At 31.5% G+C, this 23730-nt stretch carries 27 protein-coding genes, 1 tRNA gene and 1 pseudogene; 28 read left to right on the forward strand and 1 reads right to left on the reverse strand.

The features are described 5' to 3' along the window. From IF125_RS08635 to IF125_RS08695, 13 genes and pseudogenes are all read left to right on the forward strand, one after another. Positions 1-263: pseudogene (locus tag IF125_RS08635) on the forward strand (hypothetical protein); the annotation flags it as partial. A 3-nt stretch (positions 264-266) separates the two neighbouring features. Further along, positions 267-551 carry a hypothetical protein gene (locus tag IF125_RS08640; RefSeq protein ID WP_225542203.1) on the forward strand — a complete coding sequence of 95 codons (285 nt, stop codon included), beginning with the start codon at positions 267-269 and terminating at the stop codon, positions 549-551. Beyond that, positions 548-862 (forward strand): hypothetical protein, encoded by a 315-nt coding sequence (locus tag IF125_RS08645; RefSeq protein ID WP_225542204.1) that lies wholly within the window; start codon positions 548-550, stop codon positions 860-862. The genes IF125_RS08640 and IF125_RS08645 overlap by 4 nt, the downstream gene beginning before the upstream one ends. Before the next feature lie 311 nt (positions 863-1173). Continuing rightward, a complete protein-coding gene (locus IF125_RS08650; protein ID WP_225542205.1) occupies positions 1174-1620 on the forward strand; it encodes a hypothetical protein in 447 nt (148 codons plus the stop codon). 35 nt (positions 1621-1655) lie between these two features. Beyond that, a tRNA-Phe gene (locus tag IF125_RS08655) sits at positions 1656-1728 on the forward strand. 192 nt (positions 1729-1920) lie between these two features. Continuing rightward, entirely contained in the window at positions 1921-2436 is a 516-nt protein-coding gene (locus IF125_RS08660; RefSeq protein WP_225542206.1) for a hypothetical protein, read from the forward strand. After that, positions 2433-2957 (forward strand): dUTP diphosphatase, encoded by a 525-nt coding sequence (locus IF125_RS08665; RefSeq protein ID WP_225542207.1) that lies wholly within the window; start codon positions 2433-2435, stop codon positions 2955-2957. The genes IF125_RS08660 and IF125_RS08665 overlap by 4 nt, the downstream gene beginning before the upstream one ends. An 11-nt stretch (positions 2958-2968) precedes the next feature. Next, complete coding sequence (locus IF125_RS08670; RefSeq protein ID WP_225542208.1) at positions 2969-3646, forward strand: terminase small subunit-like protein; 678 nt, start codon at positions 2969-2971, stop codon at positions 3644-3646. After that, positions 3636-5117, forward strand: coding sequence for a phage terminase large subunit (gene terL / locus IF125_RS08675; RefSeq protein ID WP_225542209.1), 1482 nt, complete (start codon positions 3636-3638; stop codon positions 5115-5117). The genes IF125_RS08670 and terL overlap by 11 nt, the downstream gene beginning before the upstream one ends. A 7-nt stretch (positions 5118-5124) precedes the next feature. Next, the gene (locus tag IF125_RS08680) at positions 5125-6522 is read left to right on the forward strand and encodes a phage portal protein (RefSeq protein ID WP_225542210.1); all 1398 of its coding nucleotides are present in this window, start codon (positions 5125-5127) and stop codon (positions 6520-6522) included. A gap of 262 nt (positions 6523-6784) precedes the next feature. Next, positions 6785-7111, forward strand: coding sequence for a hypothetical protein (locus tag IF125_RS08685; protein WP_225542211.1), 327 nt, complete (start codon positions 6785-6787; stop codon positions 7109-7111). A gap of 60 nt (positions 7112-7171) precedes the next feature. Continuing rightward, positions 7172-7579 carry a hypothetical protein gene (locus tag IF125_RS08690; protein ID WP_225542212.1) on the forward strand — a complete coding sequence of 136 codons (408 nt, stop codon included), beginning with the start codon at positions 7172-7174 and terminating at the stop codon, positions 7577-7579. Further along, on the forward strand, positions 7558-8586 hold the full coding sequence (locus IF125_RS08695; RefSeq protein ID WP_225542213.1) for a hypothetical protein: 1029 nt from the start codon (positions 7558-7560) through the stop codon (positions 8584-8586). Before IF125_RS08690 ends, IF125_RS08695 begins: the two co-directional genes overlap by 22 nt. Here the strand turns inward: IF125_RS08695 and IF125_RS08700 are convergent. Beyond that, entirely contained in the window at positions 8583-9050 is a 468-nt protein-coding gene (locus tag IF125_RS08700) for a hypothetical protein (protein ID WP_225542214.1), read from the reverse strand. The two genes, IF125_RS08695 and IF125_RS08700, sit on opposite strands and share 4 nt — an antisense overlap. A gap of 249 nt (positions 9051-9299) precedes the next feature. Here IF125_RS08700 and IF125_RS08705 point away from each other — a divergent pair, with 249 nt between their 5' ends. From IF125_RS08705 to IF125_RS08775, 15 genes are all read left to right on the forward strand, one after another. Next, a complete protein-coding gene (locus IF125_RS08705; protein ID WP_225542215.1) occupies positions 9300-9965 on the forward strand; it encodes a hypothetical protein in 666 nt (221 codons plus the stop codon). Between the two features lie 18 nt (positions 9966-9983). After that, entirely contained in the window at positions 9984-10373 is a 390-nt protein-coding gene (locus IF125_RS08710; protein ID WP_225542216.1) for a hypothetical protein, read from the forward strand. A gap of 23 nt (positions 10374-10396) precedes the next feature. Beyond that, on the forward strand, positions 10397-11497 hold the full coding sequence (locus IF125_RS08715; RefSeq protein ID WP_225542217.1) for a hypothetical protein: 1101 nt from the start codon (positions 10397-10399) through the stop codon (positions 11495-11497). 11 nt (positions 11498-11508) lie between these two features. After that, entirely contained in the window at positions 11509-11964 is a 456-nt protein-coding gene (locus tag IF125_RS08720) for a hypothetical protein (RefSeq protein WP_225542218.1), read from the forward strand. Between the two features lie 2 nt (positions 11965-11966). Then, positions 11967-12287: a DUF6706 family protein gene (locus IF125_RS08725; RefSeq protein ID WP_225542219.1), complete on the forward strand. Its 321-nt coding sequence runs from the start codon at positions 11967-11969 to the stop codon at positions 12285-12287. Next, the gene (locus tag IF125_RS08730; RefSeq protein WP_225542220.1) at positions 12275-12607 is read left to right on the forward strand and encodes a hypothetical protein; all 333 of its coding nucleotides are present in this window, start codon (positions 12275-12277) and stop codon (positions 12605-12607) included. Before IF125_RS08725 ends, IF125_RS08730 begins: the two co-directional genes overlap by 13 nt. Further along, a complete protein-coding gene (locus IF125_RS08735) occupies positions 12598-13047 on the forward strand; it encodes a hypothetical protein (RefSeq protein WP_225542221.1) in 450 nt (149 codons plus the stop codon). Before IF125_RS08730 ends, IF125_RS08735 begins: the two co-directional genes overlap by 10 nt. A gap of 5 nt (positions 13048-13052) precedes the next feature. Next, the gene (locus IF125_RS08740; protein WP_225542222.1) at positions 13053-13454 is read left to right on the forward strand and encodes a hypothetical protein; all 402 of its coding nucleotides are present in this window, start codon (positions 13053-13055) and stop codon (positions 13452-13454) included. 26 nt (positions 13455-13480) lie between these two features. After that, a complete protein-coding gene (locus IF125_RS08745) occupies positions 13481-13996 on the forward strand; it encodes a hypothetical protein (protein ID WP_225542223.1) in 516 nt (171 codons plus the stop codon). A 145-nt stretch (positions 13997-14141) separates the two neighbouring features. Then, complete coding sequence (locus IF125_RS08750) at positions 14142-14657, forward strand: hypothetical protein (protein ID WP_225542224.1); 516 nt, start codon at positions 14142-14144, stop codon at positions 14655-14657. A gap of 5 nt (positions 14658-14662) precedes the next feature. Continuing rightward, positions 14663-14884, forward strand: coding sequence for a hypothetical protein (locus IF125_RS08755; protein WP_225542225.1), 222 nt, complete (start codon positions 14663-14665; stop codon positions 14882-14884). Continuing rightward, positions 14884-19143: a tape measure protein gene (locus IF125_RS08760; RefSeq protein WP_225542226.1), complete on the forward strand. Its 4260-nt coding sequence runs from the start codon at positions 14884-14886 to the stop codon at positions 19141-19143. The genes IF125_RS08755 and IF125_RS08760 overlap by 1 nt, the downstream gene beginning before the upstream one ends. Continuing rightward, complete coding sequence (locus IF125_RS08765) at positions 19133-19657, forward strand: hypothetical protein (RefSeq protein WP_225542227.1); 525 nt, start codon at positions 19133-19135, stop codon at positions 19655-19657. Before IF125_RS08760 ends, IF125_RS08765 begins: the two co-directional genes overlap by 11 nt. After that, positions 19654-20292 (forward strand): hypothetical protein, encoded by a 639-nt coding sequence (locus IF125_RS08770; RefSeq protein ID WP_225542228.1) that lies wholly within the window; start codon positions 19654-19656, stop codon positions 20290-20292. The genes IF125_RS08765 and IF125_RS08770 overlap by 4 nt, the downstream gene beginning before the upstream one ends. Then, entirely contained in the window at positions 20277-23717 is a 3441-nt protein-coding gene (locus tag IF125_RS08775) for a phage tail protein (RefSeq protein ID WP_225542229.1), read from the forward strand. The genes IF125_RS08770 and IF125_RS08775 overlap by 16 nt, the downstream gene beginning before the upstream one ends. The last annotated feature ends 13 nt before the right edge of the window (positions 23718-23730 follow it).

Below are 23730 nucleotides of genomic sequence, written 5' to 3' on the forward strand. Positions count from 1 at the left end.
ACGATATGGATTTCAAAGCTGGTAATGGGCTAAGACCTTATTCTCTTGAAGGAATTGAGCATAATAACGGTTGGATTAAGATTGAAAGTGAAGGGGATTTGCCGAAAGAAGTTATTGAATGTAGGACTTGTTTTTATAATGGAAAAAATTATATAGAAGGAGTTATAAAAAAAAGAAGTCCGCAAGAATTAAGTAGATTAAAATACATTAACGAAATTACCCACTACCAACCAATTGTTAAACCAAAACCACCAATTTATTAAGATATGACAAAAGACGAAATTATGAATACCTACGCTATTGAGCAAGGTTATGAGAGTTGGGAGGATTTATATACACAAAGAGATAGGATATTTACTCACTTTAATAATGTAACCGACTTAATTCAAGAGGAGTTACTTAAGAGAGTAACTGAAAATGCATTAATAAGACACGATTATAATTCATTAAATTGTCCAAACGATGGTGAAAGTCAAAAAATATTTAAAGGCATGGGTGCTGATTTTTATGAAGTAGACCGAAACTCAATCCTAAACACAGAAATACTATGATTTTAACAGGAATAGCAAAAGAAAAGTTTTTGGAGTGGAACGAAAACAGAGAAGGTAAAACGTTAACACTAAAAGAATTAGAACTTATGTCAGAATCAGTTATTTTAAACGCCTTAATAATTGAGTTTTTTGATGAATACGGCATTCATATTAATATTTTCTATAAATACACATGGAGAGTAGAAATAAGAGATTCTCAAAGCAGTCTTTTAAGTACTTTAAATTATGCCGTTTTCGACACACGCCAAGAAGCAACCATTCAAGCAATCAAAAAAGCAAACGATATTTATAATGAAAGAAATGAACTATAAAGAAATTGCAAAGAACACTGATTTAAAAATAAATCATGTCAAACAAATACTAAAAGGTAAAAGAAAAGGGAAATTACAAGATGTTATAAAAATCAAATTATTTTTAAATGAAAAGCTTACTTGAATAACAAATCTACTCACTTGTATATAAAGTTATACGCTTGAATACAAAAACAGAAATTTCACTCAAAAATCACGTTTTTTTGTTGTTTATTCTTTTTTAATACAGGCACTTACTTCATATTTGAATCAATATTCAACGAAAGGGGTTTTGTGGCTAATATTCTTGGAAAATTTATTTTAAACCTCTTATGAAAATAGGAGGTTTTTTTATGATTTTAATTGGTATTGATCCAGATGTTGATAAAAATGGTTTTGCTTTAATTCATGGTGAAAATTACGAATTAGCAAACTTAACGTTCTTTGAGCTTTATGATAAGTTACAATCATTGAAAAGTGATTTTGGAACTGATAAAATAAAAGTTTTTGTCGAATGTGGATTTTTAAATAAATCTAATTGGCATAAAATCAGAAAAGGTTCTGCGTCGATTAATGCAAATATAGGAAATCGAACAGGACGAAATCATGAAGTAGCTTATAAGATTCTTGAAATGTGTGAATATCTGAACTTAACTCATTTTAAAGTTAAACCAACCGCTAAAAAAAGAGATAACAAAGATTTTTCACTCATTACAGGAATTAAGAAAAGGACAAACCAAGAGCAACGAGACGCGATGCTTTTAATATTTGGAAGGTGAATTTTTACATATATTTTTTTGTGTTTTTGTTGGTTGGAAAAGTAGCTCAGTTGGTAGAGCGTTGGACTGAAGCTCCAAATGTCAAAGGTTCGAGCCCTTTCTTTTCCACAGTTCCCCGTTTTCTGATTGATTTTATCAATTCAAATCTTTCTGTTAAGGGACTATTTCGGGTATTATAAGGCTGATGAAGTTCAGTAATCAGCCTTTTCTTTAATTGAATTTTTAAATTTTATAACATAGGCGCTAATAATTAGGCAGTAAGTAGCAGAGCGCTATTAACTGCCTTTTTTAATTTTATTCATGAATCAAAAGGTAAATAGATTTAATTCAAAGAATGTTCAAACATCTTTAATCCCGGACCTTTCAAAAAGGATTGAGATTTTAGAAGATGAGCAGTATCTATTTCTTCCAAATGATTGGATAAATGACGATGAACTTATAGTTTTAAAATTTAGAGCCGAACAAAAGAATTATAAAATTGAATACGCTGATTCAGCTCCGAAAACTTCAACTCAATTAATCTTTGAAGAAATTGAAAAAGCAATCAATGTTGCAACAGGATTAAACCTTAATGATTATGCTTTAAATGACAGGCGAACTCATTTATTCTATGCGAGAGTAATTTATGTTACTATTTGCTTTTCATATAAAATCGAAAAGAAACTTATTTCAAAAAGAATTAATAAATCAATTAAAACAATTGAACAAATCATTGAAAAACACGATGATTTTTTTAAATATACACCAGAGTATCGCAGAAACTATAATGACGTGATGCAAATAATAACAAATAATCAAGTAATAGACAAAATATGAAAGTAAAAATCAAAAAACTACATAAAGACGCAGTAATTCCAACTTATGCAAAAGACGGAGATGCTGGAATGGATTTAACAGCGACATCAAAGAGCTATGATGAACATGGTAACGTTGTTTATGGAACAGGATTAGCGTTTGAAATACCAAAAGGTTTTGTCGGATTGTTATTTCCACGTTCAAGCAATGCTGAAAAAGATTTATTATTAAGTAATTCAGTAGGTGTTTTAGATAGTGGTTGTAGAGGAGAAGTTATGTTTAAGTTTAAGAAACAAATAAACAATGAAAAATCTGTTTTAAATACAATTATAGCAGTTCAAAACATGGCTGAAATTAAAGACGATTTCAAGCAATTAGGTTTATTAAATGAAGATGATATTGAGAATTTTACTGAGTATCAATTAGGAGAACGTATAGGTCAAATTATTATTTTACCTTATCCACAAATTGAATTCGAAGAAGTAGAAGAATTATCTGATTCTGAAAGAGGGAAAGGAGGTTACGGATCAACAGGAAAGTAAATACAAAACCAATGGCAAAACAAAGCAAATCACAAATCGTAAAAGAGTGGAAATCATCTGATATAAAAATCAAGAAGGATTCCAAAGGTTTACTTTGGGTTGTTCTTGGGAAAGACAAAGTTAGGTTGCCTAAAGGAACTATAGCTCAAACATTAAAACTTCAAGAAGCTGAGCAGTTGTTGAGTAAAACTCAAAGTAAGTCTAAAAATATAAAAGCTTATACTGAAGAAGAAAAAGAACTAATCTTAAATGACATATTCCTTCAAATTAGATTAAAAGGTTTTTCAGTGCGTAGGATATTTAGAAATGACAACCCTAATAAACCTGTTATTAATCAAGATACGTTTTATGAATGGCTTAAAAATGATGTAGAAACATCCGAGCGATACGCGCGCGCATGTGAAGTTAGAGCAGACAATATTTTTGATGAAATATTAGAGATTGCAGACTGTGAAGATGAAGATATTATAGGTCCTGATGATGGAGAACCGAGAGTTAATCATGACGTTATCCAGCGTGACAGGTTAAGAGTAGACGCTCGTAAATGGATTTTAGCAAAAATGAATCCTAAAAAATACGGAGATAAAATTGACTATACATCCAACGGAGAAACAATCACAACTCCAGCTCGTATTCTAACAAAGAAAGAAGCGCAAGAACTTTACAATAGTTTAGAAAATGACTATTAAGAATTCTGACATACGAGATATTGATGTTTTAAAAACTTGGGTACTTTCGAGTACCTTAAATTTTACACGCTATTTTTTCAAACATAATCAAAATCGAAAGTTTGTTGTTGGATCTCATCATGAAAAAATATCTGATGCTTTAAATCGAGTATTAAAAGGAGAGATTAAGCGACTTATCATCAATGTAGCTCCACGTTATGGTAAAACAGAGTTAGCGGTAAAAAACTTTATTGCAATGGGGTTAGGATTAAATCCCAAAGCAAAGTTTATTCATTTGTCGTATTCAGATGATTTAGCTTTAGATAATTCAGATGGCGTTCGCGATATTATTGAGCTTCCAGAGTATCAGCAATTATTCGAAACAAGATTATCAAATAGAGGTAAAAAGAAATGGTACACAACCGAAGGAGGAGGACTTTACGCAACCTCATCAAGCGGACAAGTAACAGGGTTTGGAGCTGGTTTAGTTGATAAAGAAATTGAAGAGGAATTAAATAATTTAAACGAATTTCTTCCTGCTGTTGACGGAACTGAATTTGGCGGTGCGATTATTATCGATGATCCAATTAAACCCGATGATGCTACTTCTGCAACTATTCGTAACAAAGTAAACAACAAATTCGACACGACAATTAAAAACCGTGTCAATTCAAGAAATACACCAATTATCATTATTATGCAGCGATTGCACGTTGATGATTTATGTGGTAAATTAATTCGTGAAGAAGGTGAGGATTGGGAGGTTTTAGAACTTCCTTGTATTTATACAAACGAAGAAGGTGAAGAAGTTGCGCTTTGGGAATTTAAACACACTTTAGCTGAATTAAGAAAGGAAAAAGAAAAGAATTCATTTGTTTTCGAAACCCAATACATGCAGAATCCTAAGCCATTGGAAGGACTAATGTATGATCGTGAATTCAGAACATACGAAGTTATTCCTTATTCCAAATCTGCAATCCGTAAGGCTTATATTGATACAGCTGATGAAGGAAAAGATTATTTATGTGCAATTTCTTATGAAGAACAACCGCATGGAAATTACATTTTAGATGTTTTATACACTCAAAAACCAATGGAATACACTGAGCCGAAAACTGCTGAATCTTTAACTATGCACGCTGTTGAAGAAGCGGTAATTGAATCAAATAACGGAGGTCGTGGGTTCGCTCGTAATGTTGAAAAACAGATGCGAGAAATGGGAAACAACGAAACTTATGTTGATGATTTTCATCAAAGTTTAAATAAGAATGTACGAATATTTACTCGATCAAATGAAGTTATGAATTTAACTTTCTTTCCTGTTGGTTGGGATAAATTATGGCCTACTTTTCATACTCATATTACAACTTATATGAAGGTTGGTAAAAACGAATTTGACGACGCTCCAGATGCTTTGACAGGAACGGTTGAAAGGAGAGGAGAAAGCAGTATCGAAGAAACCGAAGATATACTATCAAGATTGAACTTTTAAAAAATAAATGAACGAACTATGTAAACTTTTAAATATACCCGAAAACTCAACAATTCAAAAAATTATCGAAACCTTAAAGCAAGGAAAAGATAAAACAAAAATCATCGAGGAAGCAAGAAAACAACTTGATCCAAAGCAGCATGATATTATGAACCCTCACCTTAGAAGAAGAAAAAATAAAGAGGATTCAAAAAAGGATGATAAAAAAATGAATATGATTGCTGTTGCTTATCAGAAGATTATTGTTAAGAAAGAAAAAGCAATGATTTTTGGAAATCAACCGATTTTAAATTCTAATCCTGATGGAGATGTTGCAAAATTAATAGTAAAAGCAATTGAAAGAATTTTACACGATATAAAAGAATCATCTTTCAATAGAAAACTTGCCGAATCTGTTGGTTCTTATACCGAAGGAGGAGAGCTTTGGTATTTAAAAGAAGACGAAGAAGAGCATGAAACTTATGGCTTTAAAACTAAAATGAAAATTAAAGCAATGCTTCTTTCTTTAAAAAATGGAAGTCAATTATATCCAACTAAGGATGACTTTGATGATATGATTGCGTTTTCACGTAATTACATCAAAAAGATAGAAGGTAAAGATGTTGAGTTTTTCGAAGTTTACACACAAAAGTTTACTTACTTATTTTCAAACTTTAAAGAATGGGAAATCGTTGAAGGTTATCCTCGAAAACAGCAATTAGAAAAAATACCTGCTGTTTTTGCTGAACAAGATTTTACATCTTGGTACGATGTTCAATGGATGATCGAACGATTAGAAACTTTATTATCAGACCATGCAGAAGTAAATGACAGAAACGCTTATCCTGTTTTACTGATTGAAGGAGATTTGCAAGGTTCATTGGAAAAAGGGCCAGGGGGAGGATTAAAACTTAAAAATGGTTCAAAAGCTTCTTATTTATCATGGAGTCAAGCAACTGATTCGATAAAATTAGAAATTGAAAACCTTATTTCAAATATCCAAATGATTACTCAAACCCCAAATATCTCATTTGATGAAGTCAAGAATTTAGGCGCTCTTTCTGGAACAGCTTTAAAAATGTTATTCCTTGACGCTCACTTGAAAGTAATGGAGAAAAGAGAAATCTATGACGAGTATTTGCAACGACGAATCAATATTATTAAAAGAATCCTTGCGACTTTGAAACCTGAATGGAAGACTACGATTGATAATCTTGTTATCGAGCCTGAAATCGTTCCTTTCATGGTTGAAAACGAAAAAGAACAAGTTGAAATCGCTCTACTTAAAAACGGAAACAAACCTTTAGAATCTCACGAGAAGTCAGTTAAGAATTGGCAAGGTCAAGATACTGAGGACTACGAGGAGATTAAAAAAGAGGAAAAAGAAGCAAGTAATTTGGATTATTTTAATCCAGCGAGCGAATAAGAAATAAAAACCTTGCAATTCTGCTTATTTGTGCAAAAAGTGCATAAATAAGCAGGTTGTAAAAGGTTTATTTGTCAAATAACCATCAAATGAAAATAAGTAGAAGGAAATTAAACAAAGAATCTCAAACTATTAAAATAGAATTTAATTTAGATAGTTTAGGTTTTGTCCCGTTACGAGAGGTAAGTTTGGAGGTTAAAAAAGAATTAAGAAATCGCTACAATAATCTTTCAATGAAGTATAAATATTATAAATCCTTTAAATGAAAACACTTCTAAAGAATAGAATATACGTTCCAATTTACGACCATTATTTTCATTTGTTTATCGTAGATGAAATCCCAAAAGAAGATGGTCAAGCTTATGTATGCACGACAGAAGGAAAAGCAATCTATGTAACGTTTCAAGAAACGAATTTACATCCTGCATTAATTGTACATGAAGTAGTACATATTGTCAATCGTATATTCGAGTTCAAAGGAGTGAACTTAGATACGTGTAATGATGAAACACAAGCTTATTTGACTGAGTATATTTTTAATGAAATTTGGAAAAGAATCAATAAGTTTCTATCAACATTATCAAGTTAAATAAATCGATAAAACTTAACACGTTTTGTTGATAGGTTAAAAAAATAAAGAAATTGTAACATGAGAAAGGTGTCTTTTGATTTTGACGGAACTTTAACAGAAAAAATAGTACAAGATTATGCGAAATACTTAATCAATAAAGGTTTCCATATTTATGTTTGCACGTTTAGAACTAAAGAATATAATGATAAGTTATTTAAGATAGTAGATAAATCTACACCTGCTAACAACGATTTATATAAGATTACAGATTTATTAAAAATACCTCGTGAAAATATAATCTTTACAGAAATGGATTTAAAGTCTAAATTTTTAGATGAAAGTTTTATTTGTCATTTAGATGATGATTGGACTGTTATAAAAGACTTAGAAAAGAATAGTAAAGTAAATCCAATAGACGTAATGCAACCTAAATGGAAAATCCAATGTAATGAAATATTGAATTTATGTCAATTGAAGAATTTATAATCCAAGACGAAAAACTTGCAAGAATTGCAGCAGGTAAAAATTTAAAACAAATCGAAAAGTTATTTCAAAAATACATTTCGAAAGTAATTTCTTTCTATCAATTAAACGAAAATATTGATTTAGATACTTTAACTCCGCAATTAAAAAAGGAAATTGAAAAGCTAACGAAACAACTTTCAATCGATTTAGAAAAAAAAATCAATTCTGCAACAAAAGAACAATGGTTACTTGCTCAAAATACAGCAACAAGATTCGTTGAAACTTATTTTGATATTAATAAACTAAACAAAGCTACTCAAGATATTTTCCGAAATAACAATCTTGAAAACTATATGCAAGCACGCAAATCAAGATTAAATCAATTCAAGTTATCAGATAGAGTTTGGAAGTATTCTAAAAACTTTGAAACGAATATCATTGATTCGTTAGAAATAGCTTTGAAAAATGGAGATTCTGCTCAAGTTTTAGCACGAGATATTAAACAATACCTTAACGAACCTGAAAAGCTTTTTAGACGTGTTCGAGATGTTAAAGGACAATTACATTTAAGTAAAAATGCTGCAGCTTATAATCCGGGACAAGGTGTTTATCGTTCAGCTCATAAAAATGCTTTAAGACTTGCAAGTTCAGAAATCAATACTTATTACAAAGAATCAGAAAATCAACGTTGGCAGTCAATGGACTTTGTTGTTGGTTTTGAAATTAAACGATCTAATAATGTTTTTGATTGTGGTATTTGCAGTCCGTTAGCAGGAAAATATCCTAAGACGTTTAAATTCATTGGATTTCACGTTAATTGTCGCTGTTACCAAATCCCAATCCTTAAACCAATTGAAATGTTTACTGATGAATTGAAAGGAGCTGTAAAGCAAGATTATTCGCATTTAGGTAATTTTCAAAAAACTGAGATAAAAGAAATGCCTGCTAACTTCAAAGAACACTTGAAAGAAAAGGCAGACATTTACAAGGGGTATAAGACGGTTCCTTATTGGGTTAAGGGTTTTTAAATATTTATCAATTCTTGAAAAATATTAATAAAATCAGCGCCTTTATCAGTTAAATCATATTTACTTCCTATTACAGATTGATCATTGACTTTCATATCTTGCTTTACAAAACCGTTTTTATCTAAAAGAGTTAAATACTTGGTTTCAACATTAAAATCAATTCCAGCTTGGTCTACTGTATAAGATCTCTTTTGCAATAACTTTTGATTGATAGTTTTCTTAATTTCTAAATTCATAATATAAAGTTTAATAATATTTTTACTCTTTAATACAGTTTTTAATTCTTCAATTGTGTAAACTTTTTTAACAAAAACATCTTTGTAATAAACATCGTAACCATCTTTATTTTTATTATCTCTAACTTCAAAATTCACATTATATTGACTGTAAAACACTCCTAAATTGTTGTAGTTAAAATGATAATGGAAAAGTACGTTTTCATTTATTTTCAATTCTTTATCCATAGTTTATTAGTTAATAATATTGATTAGCAACCCATCCAAGCCAAAAGTAATCAGTTTCATTTGCTTTCTTATCTTTTTTAATTGGAATTTTAAAGATAACTAATGAAAATAGATTTGTTTTACGTGAAACCGTAATAATTCAATTTTCTTTCCCGTAACTCGCTCTTATCTCGTTAAAAAATACACTACTTAAGCGAAAATCGTTCAATATTTTTGTTTTAATCGATTTGAAATTAAAATCTCATTATAATGAAACAAAAATTACTGGAGTTACTTACTGCTAAATTTTTAGGGAAAGGCACTACTCGTAAAGACGTATTGGCTCGATTAGCATCTGCTTTTGCGACACAATGCGCAACAGAAGAAGAAGCTCAGGCGCTTATCAACAAGGTTACAGTTGAACAAGTTACTGACTTTGAAAAAGAACACCGTTCGGAAGTAGATTCTGAAATTGCTAAAGCTACTAAAACAGCTTTAGAAAATGCTGGAAAAGGTAAAGGTGGTGAAGGGGCAGGAGAAGGAAGCTCAGAACCTGGAAAAGGTGAAGAAGGGAACGGAGGAGAAGAGTCTGAAATTGCTAAAGCATTAAAACAGATTGCTGAAACTCAGAAAACACTTGCTGACGAAATCAACTCTATCAAAGCTGGCAAAACTATAGAAACAAGGCTTTCTCGTATGGAAGAAGTTTTAAAAGATGTCAATCCTGAATTAAAAGCTAAAACGCTTAAAGATTTCGGAAGAATGTCTTTTGAAAATGATGAATCTTTTGAGGAATACTTGACAGAAACTACAACGGATATTCAAACAATCAATCAAACAATCGTAAATCAAGGTTTAGCAGGTCATCGACCAGGTAATGGCGGAGCTGGAAGTGGTGATACTTTTACAGAAGCTGATTACGATGCAATGGTTTAACATTTTAAAAAGAATTACATGGCATTTGTAGACTTAACAAAACAAAGATCTAATCCAACAAATGGTAAAGATCAAGTAGTTATTAGAAAACGTCTTTCATTTATTGACAGCGGGCGTTCATTAGATGTTACAGGAGTAACGGAAGAAGCTTTATATGCAGGACATATTATTGTTCAAGACTCAGTAACAAAAGAATATAAACCTTTAAAAGTTAGCGGAACTGATTTCGCAGAACCTTTAGAAGGAGAAGAAATTGTTGGTGTTTTATCGAGTTCAATTTATACCGATACTGCTTTTGCTTCAATTTTGACAGCAGGTGTAGTCGGAGAAGGTGCGATGCCTTATAAATTAACTCCTGCGGTAAAAACTGCATTTAAAACTGCATTACCAGCATTACAATTACATTAATTAAAAAATAAATCAAATAACAAATGGTAAAATCATTTTTTTTAGATCAAGAAGGTAGACTAAAAGCATTCAGAGGAATTGTACTTGCGGTTGTAAAAAAATACGGTTCAGGAAAAAAAGATGTTGATACAGATGAAACATTTTTGTACCAAACGCATTTAGAGCCTAAATATTCAGTAGACGGAAGATGGACTACAATTCGTGGAACATTCAAACGTTTAGTTGCTGATTATGTCGCTATCGGTTCGCCTGCAACTTTAAAAACAAGAGGTTCAAAAGGTTCAGCAGAGGGAAAAATCCCAAAAGTTTCTAATAAATATTCTATGGACGAGCAACAGTTCAAAGATTTAGAAACTATGATTCGTAATAATGAAGATGAAAAAGAAATCATCAAAGAAATTACGGACGATGCTAAAAATGCAATCCTTAACATTTACCGATTAAATGAATATACTTTTTTAAGCGGGTTACAAAACGGAGTTGCAGCAGTTGGGAGAAATGTTTCAAGAGGTACAGAAGTTCGTGCTGATTATGGTTATACAGACGATCAAAAATTGAACGTTGCAGTTGCTGGTACGGTTGAAGTTTCAGATGTTCAAAAGGTAATTGATAACGCAAGAAAAAAACCAACAACATTATTTATTGATGCTGTTTCATTGAGTAGAATCAAAAACTCTTTATCATTTAGAGCGGCTGTTGCTAATAGTGCAAATGTAGTGTTAGAAGATGCTACAAAATATCCTGCTTTAAATACTGCTCAGGTTGAGAATTATTTTGCTACTGAATGGAAAATAAAGTTAGTTTACGATGTAGATAAAACTTTTGAAATTGAAAACGAAAAAGCAGAAACTGAAATTGTAAAAGCTTGGACAGATGGAGCGATGGTTTTCGCAAGTTCACCTAAAGTTGGGAATTTAGTAAATTCTAAAACTGTTGAACATACGCGCAGATCTAAGCTTGCAGATTATGCAGAAGCTGACTACATCTTAATTTCAAAATTTGGTGAGTTAGATCCATTAGTTGAATTTACAAAAGCAGAAGCGGAAGTATTGCCTGTGATTAATGCAGACGGTATTTATGTTTTAAATACTAATTCAACAACTGATGATCTTCCAACAGGCTAAAATCAAATATCATGGCTAAAGTAACAATCACTAAAACATTGGTAAAAGAAAACTCTCAGTTAGCGGAATTGCTAACTGAGAGAAATATCGAAGTAGGTTCTAAAATTGAGCAATCGGAATTAGATGAGTTGTACAAGGTTTTAGAAACAACTGAATTGATTGAATTAACTCAAGAAGATTTGGACAAAGAACCAGGATTAATTTCTAAAGGTTTTGAAGTTGGTCAAGTTATCCGAGTTAAAAAGAAAGTTGAGGTTCAAGATTTAGATACGTCTAAAGAAGGAGAGAGTTCTCAAAATTTAGACGAGAATTTAGACGAAACACCTAAATCTTACAAAGTGATTTCTCGTTTCCGTGATAAAGAGAACGAATCGAAGATTTACGAAGTGAACGAAGTTGTTCCTGCTGATTTTGAAGAATCTCGAATTGCTTCTTTATTAGAACGTAAACTAATCTCAGAAGCTTAATCATGACAAATAAAGAATACATACAAAGCGTAATGTCGAGAGTTGGAGCTAATGCAAATGATGTCACTATTTTATTTGCTGAAAATCCAACTTTAAACCCAGACGGACAATTGATTTTGGAAGATTGCGAGAAGGCTTTGTATGATTCTTTTTGTTCTTGGATTCCGATGTATGAAAGTATTTCCGAAGGAGATATGACGGTTAAATGGAATTGGAATGCAATTCGAATGATGTTAGGTCGATTAGCTGCAAAGTTAGATTTACCTAATCCTTTAGATGAAAACGAACCAACTGTAACAGCGATTAATCCATGGGGACAATAGGGCACGATCATTATTTATTTATTGAAGATAATTCTTTGATTTACGATGAAGAAACAGGCGAAATGATTCCGAATGAAAACGGAATAAAGTTTATTTCTATATGTCGCGAACAGGTTAACTCAAGTGGAAAAGTGATTGCTGGTACTGATGGAATTACAATTGCTTTTAATTCAGTGATTCATTTAGATAAATCTGTTTTACCGATTGAATTAGGAAAAACTATCATTGTTTCAAATGATTCAGAAGGTAAGGACGTAAGGATTAAAGGTAGTGTTCTAAGGTTTACGCAAGGATTATTACACAATCGATTATGGGTATAAGACCGAATTTTTCGAGTAAAGATTTAGATAAGTATCACAAGAAGATTGAGAAACAAGTTTTCGAAAAAGCTATAAGAGGTTATTTATATCTCGGAGAAGCGTTTGTAACTCATGCTAAAAATAACGTAGAATTTATGGATCAAACAGGAAACTTGAGATCATCTATTGGTTATGTCCTTTTTGTAAATGGTCAAGTTTACAAAGAAGCATATACTCTTCATAAAAAAGGAAATGAAGGTATTAAAGAAGGTCCAGAAACAGCAAAGAGAATAGCTTCAACTTTACGAAATAATAAAATTGTACTTGTCTTAACCGCTGGAATGAATTACGCTTTATACGTAGAATCTAAAGGTTACAATGTCTTGACAGCAACAGAACATGAAGCAAAACTACATGCTTTGAATATGTTTAGAAACTTTATGCGAGATCCAAAAATGTAAATATAATGATGTACGATACTTTTGATGCAAACGAATTACTTTTTAAAGCTCTAAATATTGATGAAATTAAATCTGCTATAAAAGGTAAGTTGTATAATGATAGTCGTCCAATAAATTCACTGAACGAAGACATTGTCGTGAATACTATTACAATAACAACCGTTTTTAAACCTCAATTAGCAACTTCTAATATCAACATTTATGTTCCTGATTTAGAATTAGGAATCAAAAATTCAAGACGTTTAAAAGAGATTTCAAGAATCGTTCGTAAGGTATTTGAAAATCATCAATTCATAGGGAAGTCAGTTTATATTTCAGACTTAGGAATCATCCAAGAACAAAACGAAAAAGAACATTACGTAAATCTTCGCATTCAATGGAGAATTTACGATCAAAAAACAAACTAATTATTAATTTTTAAAAAAACGATATTATGGCAACATACACATTTGGTTTAGCCGAGATTTTAGTAGCAGCATCTTTAGCAACAGGTTTAATGCCTGAAGCTTCTGCAATGACTAAAATTGGAGAAGTTTTAGAAGGAACTGCAAACATGGCTCAAGAAGAAGGCGATAAGACAGAATTTAAGGAAGAAGGGAATCCAATTCCAAAAGTAACAATTTCTAAAGCTGGATCTTGGTCATGGAATTTTAACGTTATGAATGCAGATCCTGAAATGCTTAGCGAATACATTGGAGGAAGCTACAATGATGTAACAAAAGAATGGGAGTTTGACGGGAAAACAAAATCAATTGAAAAAGCTTTGTTTATCAAACCTAAACAAGGATTGTATTGGAAATTACCTAAAGCTTCAATTTCTGCTGTTGTAACAGGCGATTTAAACGAAGATGGATTATTAACTTTAAATTTTACAGTTAGTCCATTGTCTCCTGCAGATGGTAAACCTTCAATTTTATCAGGTAAAGTAACAGATTTACCAACGGGTTAAGCAATTGATTTAATATTTTATAACTAAAAAACCACTCTTTATAGGAGTGGTTTTTTTATTTCCTTCCCTTAACTCACTCTTATCTCGCCAGATTTTACAATACTAAATCCTTATTCATTCGCCATTTTTGTATAAATCGAAATCCATGGATCAAAAAGATATACAAAGAGAAGAAATCAAAACTTTGATTGAAGCGCCTTACGAGTTTGAAGTAGAATTCAATAAAAAAGTGACCGTTCAAGAAAAATACTTTTTTGGTTTAATTCCTTGTAAAAAAAAGGTAGTTAAAAAGGTCAAAGAAAAGTTCAAAATCAAACCTTGTACATTATCGACTTTGGACCGACTTTGCCAATATCAAATCGAATTATTTTTTGATGAAGGTAAATTGAATAACGAGCTTGAAATTTTTAATCAAACAAAACTTATTGCATATAAAAACGCTAAAATAATGGCGGATATAGTTGCAGTTGCAGTCGTTGGAGTTGATTACTCTAAATCAGAATTTAAACGAGTTTCAAACATTCTTTACAATTCACTTACGCCAGCTAAACTATTTGAGATTATAAATGAGATTCTTAAATCACAAGATCTTGCAAATTTTATGCACTCTACTCGATTAGCATCGATAAAGACGACGATAAGTCCGAACGAAGTAGAGTAAAAGGAATGAAAAGTACCTATGGAACAAGAGCTTCTATTTGTGCGCATTTCGGATGGACACTTGATTATTTAGAAAACCAAATCCCTTGGTCAAAAGTAATTCGTTTGATGGCAGATTTACCTTCTTACGATTACGATGATGACGAAAATATAAATACCCAAACAAAAAAAGCAGTAAAAATAACAGAACAGAATGCAGACGACATTCTTAAAATGTTTCAAAGCTAATGGATATAAATAACGGAAGATTAGGATTTACCCAAGACTTAGATAATCAAAAATTTTTAAATGCACTTCGACAATCGAATAAAGGTGTAGAAGATTTTAATACACACGTTCAAAATCAATTCAAACAATCTACAGGGGTAGTTAATACACTTGCAAAAGGAGTAGCAGCTTTTTTAACAGTTGATTATGCAACTCAATTTGTTTCTCAAATGGTTAAAGTTAGAGGGGAATTTGAGCAATTAGAAATTGCCTTCACAACTATGTTAGGTAGTAAGGAGAAAGCAGATTCTTTAATGCAAGAAATTGTAACATTTGCAGCAACAACTCCTTTCGGTTTACAATCTACTTCGGAAGCTACTAAAATGTTATTAGCTTATGGAGAAAGTGCTGAAACCGCTTTGGATACAATGCGAAAACTTGGAGATATAGCTTCAGGGGTTGGTATTCCTTTGAAAGATATTGCTTATTTGTACGGAACAACAATGACGCAAGGTCGATTATACACTCAAGACTTAAACCAATTCTTAGGTCGTGGTATTCCAATGATGGACGAACTTGCAAAAATTTTAGGAGTTTCTAAAAACGAGGTAAAAGGATTAGTTGAAGCTGGTAAAGTAGGTTTTCCAGAAGTTCAAAAAGTTATTGATAATCTTACTGCAAGCGGTTCGATGTTCGGTGGGTTAATGGAAGCTCAATCAAAATCTGTTGCAGGACAAATCGAACAGTTAAAGGATGCAGTTGATGTTATGTTTAACGAAATCGGTAAAGATTCGCAAGGGTTTGTAACATCTGTTATTGGAGGTGCTTCGAGTGTCGTTGAGAATTATGAAGCAATTGGAAAAACAATAGCTGTGTTAGTCGCTACTTACGGAACTTATAAAGCGGCTTTAATTGTTTTAAATGTTATTGAAAAAGCAAGATTAACTACAACTTTAGCAATTGGAGCTGCAGAAGGTAGAGTAACAGCTATGCAAGCGTTAAGATATGTTTCAACTCTTAAACTTACCGCAGCTCAAACAGCATTAAATGCCGCTGTGATGGCAAATCCGTATGCAATTGTCATAGCCGCTGTTGTAGCATTAGGTTCTGCTTATTATTTTTTAGCAGATCATACATCTGCTGCTGAAAAAGCGCAAGAATCGTATAATAAAACACAGGAAGAAGTTAAATCTAAACTTGACGAAACTAAACAAAAAGCTGAGGAATATATAAGTATTTTAAAAGATGAAACAGCAACCGTTTATCAGCAAATTGAAGCATATAAAGCGTTACAATTACTGAAATTAAAAGGATTTGAAAATCTTAGTCAAGAGCAAGTTCAAGCAATGGATGTTAATGAGTTAAAAAAACTTATTAATGAAGCTAATGATGTAAAAGGGCTTGATTTGCAAAAACAAAAGTTAGTTGAAATTGAAAATCAGATTGATTCTGTAAAAAATCAGATTCAACAAATGAACAAAGCGCAAGGACATACGGGGCTTGCTCTTTCTGATGCTTATAACAAATTAGAAGTACTTAATAAGCAGTACGATATACAATTAAGTAAAGTAAATCAAATCGATCGAGATATGAAATTTGCTAATATGACTTTGGAACAAAAAAAGGCATATTGGGAAAGTATTATTTCCACAACTGAAAAACAGATATTTACTTTATCGAATGTTAATACTAATCAAGAACAAGGATTAAATCTTGCGCAGCAGGTTTCGAATGCATTCCAATCTTGGGACGTTTCTCGTTTAAATTATCAATTAAATGAAGCGCAGAATCAATTGATTGCTATTAATGGACAGATTAATTCTGCTGTTCCTGAAATAAAAAATAAATCATATTGGGATACTAAAAAATCCGATGCAACAAGCAAAAGAGATAAACTCGATCCAAAAGACCCAAGAAATAAAGAAGAATGGAACAAGCTAACAAATGAAATTAACGAAGCTGATAACGCTTTAAAAGCATGGAGCGTTACATCTGCAAAGGTTGCTAAACCAAAATCCATTAAGCCAACTAAAAAATCTGATGATCCTGTAGAAATTTACAAAAAACAAGTTTCTGAAATTGAAAAGCAACACGAACGATATTTAAAAATTTTAGATTCAAACGATATTTCATTTGTTACTGAGAAAGCAATTTTACAATCTCAATTATCAAGTAAAGAAAAGACTTATGAAGAGTATTTGCGTACTCAACAAAAAGAACTCTCAAAAACAGCAGAAACATCAGAGATTACAAGAAAAAAACTTTCATTCGTAAATGATGAGTTATTAAAATTAATTAATCATAGTGAAGTTGAAATTTTTAAGGATAATCTTGACAAACAGCTTGATAATGTTGATTCAGTTGTTGAGAAATTAAAAATCATTGATGATGTTAAAAATGAATTAAGTTCAAATACGAATGAACTTACAGCTCCTAAGATTGAATTTATTGATAAAACTCAATTAGAACTGCTTGAGCAATTAGACAAAGCAGGCAAAGATTTAGTCGCTTCTTTAGGTGGTGGTTACTCTCAACTGCAAAAACTTACAAATGAATATAATAATGATATTCTAATCTTAACAGAATCGCTTAAAAATGCAAAAACGGAAGCTGAAAAAACAGTTATAAATGATTCAATTTGGAAGCGAGGTGTAAAATTCGCAGAAGATTCAAAAGATCTCCCTACCAATGATGATAATTACAATAAGTTATTATTAGAATTTAAGTCATTCGAACAAAAAAAAGCTGATATAACTCTTGATTTTGATAATAAAATTGCAGTTGCTAAACTAAATAACGATAAGAAATTAGAAGAACAACTTCTTCAAGAAAAGAAAAAAGCTTTATCAAAAATCGCATTTGAACAACTTAAGAGTTCCCAGTATTATATTAAATTATTAGGAAGTCTTGATAAAATGTCGGTTAAGTCTTTAGATAAATTATTAACTGAAATTAAAGAGAAAACTAAAGATAACTCAGTTTTAGGTATTGAATTAGATGAAGAAGATTTAAAAATATTATTAGATCAAATAGAGAAATTAAAAGGTGAAATTTCTAAAAAGAATCCTTTTAAAGGAATGGCTGACGCGTGGAAAGATTTCATAAAAGCTTCTACAGATGATGATAATATTGATGCTATTAAAAATTTCTTAAACGCTTCTAATTCTGCATTTGAAGCTACTAAAGAAATCATGGATATGACTACTGATGCTGTGGAAGCATTTGGGGGTAAGTTAGATGATTCTGCAAAACAAACTATACAATCTGTTCAAAATATTGTTAACGGTATCGGAAATGCTATTCAAGGTTATTTCTCAGGTGACTGGGCGCAAATGGTAGCAGGTATTGTTCAGGTAGTTGTTGAGGTTGCGAAACTTATCGGAGGTTCAAAAGACAAAAGGTTAGAAAAACGTATTAAAAAACAACAACAAGCTGTTAATGATTTAAAACGTGCGTACGATGATTTGAGTTTTGCAATTGATAGAGCTTTAGGCGGCAAAAATTACTCACTTCAACAAGATCAGATTAAAAATCTCCAAGAACAAAAAATTCTAATGGAGCAAATGATTAAAAATGAAGAAGCTAAAAAGAAAACTGATAAAAATAAAGTAAACGAATGGAAGAACGCAATTGCTGATATTGATAGACAAATTCAAGAAATTCAAGAAAATATTGCAAGCGATATTTTGCAAACTACTGCAAAAGAATTAGCAAACACTTTAGGTGACGCACTTGCGGAAGCCTTTGGGAAAGGTGAAGATGCGGCGAAATCATTTGAAAAAGTTGCGAATGACGTTCTTAAAAACGCTGTATTAAATCAACTTAAGAAAAGATTTATTGAAGATCAACTTCAAAAAGCCTTAGATCAACTTCAAAAAGATATGGGAGTTGATGATAAAGGTTGGAGCGGATTAACTCCAGAGGAACAGCAAGCATTTCGAGATAAAATCAAAGAAATTGCAGAAGGTTTCCAAGGCGCGCTTGAAGGTTATTCGGAATTATTTAGCGACTTAGTAGATCCTAACGAATCTTCATTAGCTGGAGCAATTAAAGGAGTTTCAGAAGAAACAGCGTCTTTAATAGCTGGACAAGTTAACGCGATGAGATTGCTAATTGTGGAAGCAAATAAAACAAGGATTGAAACGAATAGAATTTTACTTCAAAGCTTAGACAGATTAGCGAATATCGATTTTAATACAAAGAATGCAAATGTGATTTTAGATAAAATGTATGCATTTATGCAAAGTAACAAGGATAACAACAGATCATATGGATTTTAATAATATAAAAATAGAAGTTCTAAAAAGAGCTAAACAAAACGAGATATGCGAAGAATGGGCGGTTAAAATGGAAAACGCCCAAACTTTGGATGAGCTACTTGATATGTATATCAAAGGAATTGATTTTTCTTTTTCATCTGAATTTATTTCAAATGATTTTATACGAAGAAATCTAAAAGGAAAAATGGAACATAAAGGAATTTTCCTTGATGACTCGATTGACTTGCATAATAACAGAGAGATAGTTTGTCTTGGTGATTCAAGATTAAACTATTTAGCTGATGAATTTTCTGTTACTCAGCTGTATTTGCGAGACAATGTGAAAGCTCGGTTAGTCGTAAGAGATAGTGCGTTTGTTATGATTGATATTTTTGACAATGTTAAGTTAGAAATAGAAGCAAGCGACAAAGCTAACGTTCGAGTGAATTGCTATAAAGGTGCTAAAGTTACTTATAAAAGTAACGATGATAGTTATGTAAAAATTTCAAATAAAGATTTTAAAACGTATAGATGATTCCTGTAGTTTATTTACTTGACAATATACCCTTTAAAAATTACAATGTTTATGTTTCAGATTCTTCAAATCTTTTTGATAAAGCTTCTGTAAAAGAAAATCAAAAGAAAGATTGGAGCGATGAACACGGTTATGATATTGATTTGCAATCACGATATCATAATTCTAAAACGATTACAATTGATTGCTTTATTCATGCTAAAACTTTGAAAGAATGTATTGAAAAGTACAATGATTTCTATAATGCTTTAGATAAAAAAGGATCTCGCAGATTATCAGTTATTGCTGGTGATTTAAGAATGGAATATCAAGTTTTCAGACAAGATACAGCTGAAAATAAATTGAATTATGACGATTCTAATGCAGTAGGTACTTTTAAATTAAAATTGATTGAAAATATGCCTGTTAAAAGGATTTTGAAGTCAATTCAAAAAACAACCAATATTATTTTAAAATCTAAAAAGGTTTTAGTAATTAATTGGGGAGATGGGTCCGAGCAATACACTTCTCCAAATGCTGAGATTTATTCTCATACTTATCAAGCTACAGGTGTATTTTACCCAATGGTTTTAGGTGATTTGGATTCAATCACAACGTTTAACTCAAATGCAGATGTTTTATGGAGCAGATTTTAGTTAAACGAGCTGATAATACTGGATATCTGTTAGAAGATAAAAACAAAGGAGTATTTATTTCATCAATTATACAATCAACTGAATTAAGGAGTAATGACGTTATCAATGTTGAGCTTATCAGTCGAGAATTTATCAATTTTACAATTGGTGATTCTTTTCATTATTTAGGTCAAAAATATACGTTAAATCAAATCCCACGATACTTCAAAAATAGCTCAAATGATTTTCAATTCTCAATGACATTTGAAGGTGTAATGTTCGATTTACGTCGAGCTTCTTATGATGTAAATATTGATACAACAGGATCTGCAATTTATGGCGAAACACTAACAGCGGATTTAGAATTATTCGCTAAAATTCTAATTGAAAACATAAATCGTGTTTTCCCTGATAAATGGGTTTTAGGTGAATTGCCATCTGAAACAGAAACAAAAACAATTACTTTTTCAGAAGAAGAGAATTGTTTGGCTGCTTTGCAAATGCTTTGCGATGAATATGATACTGATTTTGTAATTAAGACTAATAACAACGGAGTTAATATTCTAAACTTTAAGCAAGTAGGAACTGAAATTCCTTTAGAGTTTAAAGTCGGTTTTCAAAAAGGACTTTATACGTTAACTCGTGAAAAAGTTGATGCAAGCGATATTGTTACTCGCTTAAAAGTTTATGGTTCAGATAAGAATTTAGGTACTGATTATCGAGCTAATCGATTAGTTTTAAAAGATAAAAACAAACCTAATTCCTATATTGAAAATACTCAAGCAGTTGCTAAATATGGGATTTACGAATCAACTAAAATCTTTGATGATATTTATCCAAGACGCAAAGGGAAAGTAACCTCTATTAATTCAGAATCACCTTACAAGTTTTCTGATATATCAATGGATTTTGATTTAAAAGAAAAAGATGAAAACGGAACCAAATATCTATTAGATGGAGTAAGCGCTAAAATTCATTTTAATACAGGCGATTTAGCAGGTTATGAATTTGAAGTTCACGATTACAACCATACGACAAAGGAATTTCATATTATCAAATTTGCTGATGAAAATAGTTATGAATTTCCTTCAAAAGATAATGATGCATTTAGAATTGGTATTGGTGATGAGTATGTAATTTTAGACATTCAAATGCCACAAGTTTACATTGATAACGCAGAGGCTGAACTTTTTGAAAAAGCTGATGAATATTTATCGGATAAACTTGAACCGAACATTCAGTATTTACTTGATGTTGATACATTACATCTTCAAAGAATTTTAAATGATACTGTTACGCAATTCCTTTCAATTGGTGATTTTATCAAAGTTATTGATGAAGATTTTGACATTAATCGTTACATCAGAATCAAATCTATTGAAAGAGATTTAAGGAATCCTTTTGATTATAAATTAACGCTGTCAGATTCGAAAGTTACAAACTTTTTAAACGGAACTATTCCAGGAGAAATAAACACGATTAAAAATATCATTAAGCTTAACAATCTTAATGATCCTGCAAGAGCAAGAAGATCTTGGAGGGATGCGCAAGAGGTTTTGAATATGGTTTTTGATGTTGAAGGTGATTATTACACTGAGAAGATTAAACCAAATTCAATCGAAACAACTCACCTGCAAGTCGGTGCTAAGTCAATGCAATTTAACCTTATCGATTCATTTTTCGAACCTAATTTTGAAGGTAATCCTAATAAGATAAGATGGTCTAATTGTAAACTTGTTCATTTTACTATTTCTGATAAGATAATTGATTGGCAAATACAAGGAGGTCAGAAGGATTTAGAGTCGAACAAACCTTATTATTTGTATGCAAAATGTAACAAATCAAATAATATTGGTGTAATTGAAATTACGGAAACACAGTACACGGTAGATCAAGGGAATTTTTATTATTTCTTAATCGGAATAGTAAACACTTATTCAGAAGATGTAAAAGCACGTGAAATCTCATTGATGTATGGTTTTACAACCGTTTCAGGAAGATTTATAAAAACAGGGCGAATTGAATCGAGTGGCGGCGGTAATACTTATTTTGATTTAGATACAGGAGAAATAAGTGGAAGGATTATGTTTTTAGATGGTTCAGAAGCTTATGAGCAAATTTATGGCGGAATTGTTATCGGTGGTGAAAATCTATTAAGCAGTTCAAGTACTCAGCAATTAGGTTACGATTTAGAAGAAGACAAAAAGCTTCGTTATGCAGGTCAAGTAAAAGAATTTTGCATATCTGTTGATGTGACTTTACCGACTAATATAGATGTTTGTTTTTATGTCATTGGAAGGAAAAACGATAATACTGCAGAGGCTTTAGGCTATAAAGTTTTTGAAGGAATTAAAGGGAATAAACGAAGTCGAGTACACGCATCTTTTGAATGCGATATTTCTACTTATAAAAAGTTTTTCCTTGTCCTTAAAAATGAAGCAAACGATCAAGATATTGAAGTTGAATTTTTACAGCCAAAACTTGAGCTTGGAAAATTTCCAACTGATTACTCGGAAAGTGGTAACGATATAAAAGTTTACAATGAAAATCGTATTAAAGAAATTGAAGAAAAAGCAAGTTTTTTAAGCACAACTATTTCGGGAAATATTGTCGCTACAGGCATGCTGATGGTTGGAAATCTAAAAGGCGCAAATGCTGGAATAAGTGGTTTTTCAGAAAACGGTAAACAATCAGTTCGTTTTTGGGCAGGAGCTAAAGCTTCAGGTCGAGCAAATGCTATTTTTAGAGTACTTGATGATGGTTCTGTGTTTGCCGAAAACGCTTATATCAAAGGCGAAGTGCATGCAACAAGCGGAACTTTTACAGGACGAATAGAAGCGAATTCAGGCTACATTGGTGGTTTAACTTTACAAGATAAGCTACTAACAACAACTGATATTAATTCAGGTATTTGGTTTACTTATGAAAATGAAGATTACAAGTCATCGATTCGATTAGGAAATAATATTGGAACGGGAATTTTACCTGATCAGAATTATTATCCTTTTTTAATGATTCATAATCAGGCTAAAAAAGTTATTACACCATGGGAGTCTTACAAAGCAGGTATTCATTTAGATATGAAATCTTACAATGATAATCTTTTAAGTTATCCAGCTATTGAGGTTAAAAATGGACACTTCTCTGGTTTAGCATTTGAAGTGGAGAGCATCTTATCAACCAACACTATCAGGGTAGATTCTGATCTATGTTATGTTACTCCTCGCACTGGCTATCCAAATGAAATTTATTTACCTGATAATCCGAGAATAGGTAAAATGCTTACGATAATAAACCCTTTACCTGAAATAGGAAGTGTAACTGTAAAAAGCCGTAATCATTCAATCGCTTCAAAATGGTTGCATCAAGATAAACAGCTTTCATTTAGTAACACAATGATGCTTGTGTTTATAGGAAATTCATGGATAACAATAGTAAGAAGTTAAAATTAAAAATATT

It is taken from the genome of Empedobacter stercoris (assembly GCF_020281205.1).
Classification (GTDB): domain Bacteria; phylum Bacteroidota; class Bacteroidia; order Flavobacteriales; family Weeksellaceae; genus Empedobacter; species Empedobacter stercoris.

What these genes read in the sequence shown, in the direction of transcription:
- IF125_RS08640 (WP_225542203.1), top strand. Translation starts at nt 267, where the DNA reads ATGACAAAAGACGAAATTATGAATACCTACGCTATTGAGCAAGGTTAT.
- IF125_RS08645 (WP_225542204.1), top strand. Translation starts at nt 548, where the DNA reads ATGATTTTAACAGGAATAGCAAAAGAAAAGTTTTTGGAGTGGAACGAA.
- IF125_RS08650 (WP_225542205.1), top strand. Translation starts at nt 1,174, where the DNA reads ATGAAAATAGGAGGTTTTTTTATGATTTTAATTGGTATTGATCCAGAT.
- IF125_RS08660 (WP_225542206.1), top strand. Translation starts at nt 1,921, where the DNA reads ATGAATCAAAAGGTAAATAGATTTAATTCAAAGAATGTTCAAACATCT.
- IF125_RS08665 (WP_225542207.1), top strand. Translation starts at nt 2,433, where the DNA reads ATGAAAGTAAAAATCAAAAAACTACATAAAGACGCAGTAATTCCAACT.
- IF125_RS08670 (WP_225542208.1), top strand. Translation starts at nt 2,969, where the DNA reads ATGGCAAAACAAAGCAAATCACAAATCGTAAAAGAGTGGAAATCATCT.
- terL (WP_225542209.1), top strand. Translation starts at nt 3,636, where the DNA reads ATGACTATTAAGAATTCTGACATACGAGATATTGATGTTTTAAAAACT.
- IF125_RS08680 (WP_225542210.1), top strand. Translation starts at nt 5,125, where the DNA reads ATGAACGAACTATGTAAACTTTTAAATATACCCGAAAACTCAACAATT.
- IF125_RS08685 (WP_225542211.1), top strand. Translation starts at nt 6,785, where the DNA reads ATGAAAACACTTCTAAAGAATAGAATATACGTTCCAATTTACGACCAT.
- IF125_RS08690 (WP_225542212.1), top strand. Translation starts at nt 7,172, where the DNA reads ATGAGAAAGGTGTCTTTTGATTTTGACGGAACTTTAACAGAAAAAATA.
- IF125_RS08695 (WP_225542213.1), top strand. Translation starts at nt 7,558, where the DNA reads ATGTCAATTGAAGAATTTATAATCCAAGACGAAAAACTTGCAAGAATT.
- IF125_RS08700 (WP_225542214.1), bottom strand. Translation starts at nt 9,050, where the DNA reads ATGGATAAAGAATTGAAAATAAATGAAAACGTACTTTTCCATTATCAT.
- IF125_RS08705 (WP_225542215.1), top strand. Translation starts at nt 9,300, where the DNA reads ATGAAACAAAAATTACTGGAGTTACTTACTGCTAAATTTTTAGGGAAA.
- IF125_RS08710 (WP_225542216.1), top strand. Translation starts at nt 9,984, where the DNA reads ATGGCATTTGTAGACTTAACAAAACAAAGATCTAATCCAACAAATGGT.
- IF125_RS08715 (WP_225542217.1), top strand. Translation starts at nt 10,397, where the DNA reads ATGGTAAAATCATTTTTTTTAGATCAAGAAGGTAGACTAAAAGCATTC.
- IF125_RS08720 (WP_225542218.1), top strand. Translation starts at nt 11,509, where the DNA reads ATGGCTAAAGTAACAATCACTAAAACATTGGTAAAAGAAAACTCTCAG.
- IF125_RS08725 (WP_225542219.1), top strand. Translation starts at nt 11,967, where the DNA reads ATGACAAATAAAGAATACATACAAAGCGTAATGTCGAGAGTTGGAGCT.
- IF125_RS08730 (WP_225542220.1), top strand. Translation starts at nt 12,275, where the DNA reads ATGGGGACAATAGGGCACGATCATTATTTATTTATTGAAGATAATTCT.
- IF125_RS08735 (WP_225542221.1), top strand. Translation starts at nt 12,598, where the DNA reads ATGGGTATAAGACCGAATTTTTCGAGTAAAGATTTAGATAAGTATCAC.
- IF125_RS08740 (WP_225542222.1), top strand. Translation starts at nt 13,053, where the DNA reads ATGATGTACGATACTTTTGATGCAAACGAATTACTTTTTAAAGCTCTA.
- IF125_RS08745 (WP_225542223.1), top strand. Translation starts at nt 13,481, where the DNA reads ATGGCAACATACACATTTGGTTTAGCCGAGATTTTAGTAGCAGCATCT.
- IF125_RS08750 (WP_225542224.1), top strand. Translation starts at nt 14,142, where the DNA reads ATGGATCAAAAAGATATACAAAGAGAAGAAATCAAAACTTTGATTGAA.
- IF125_RS08755 (WP_225542225.1), top strand. Translation starts at nt 14,663, where the DNA reads ATGAAAAGTACCTATGGAACAAGAGCTTCTATTTGTGCGCATTTCGGA.
- IF125_RS08760 (WP_225542226.1), top strand. Translation starts at nt 14,884, where the DNA reads ATGGATATAAATAACGGAAGATTAGGATTTACCCAAGACTTAGATAAT.
- IF125_RS08765 (WP_225542227.1), top strand. Translation starts at nt 19,133, where the DNA reads ATGGATTTTAATAATATAAAAATAGAAGTTCTAAAAAGAGCTAAACAA.
- IF125_RS08770 (WP_225542228.1), top strand. Translation starts at nt 19,654, where the DNA reads ATGATTCCTGTAGTTTATTTACTTGACAATATACCCTTTAAAAATTAC.
- IF125_RS08775 (WP_225542229.1), top strand. Translation starts at nt 20,277, where the DNA reads ATGGAGCAGATTTTAGTTAAACGAGCTGATAATACTGGATATCTGTTA.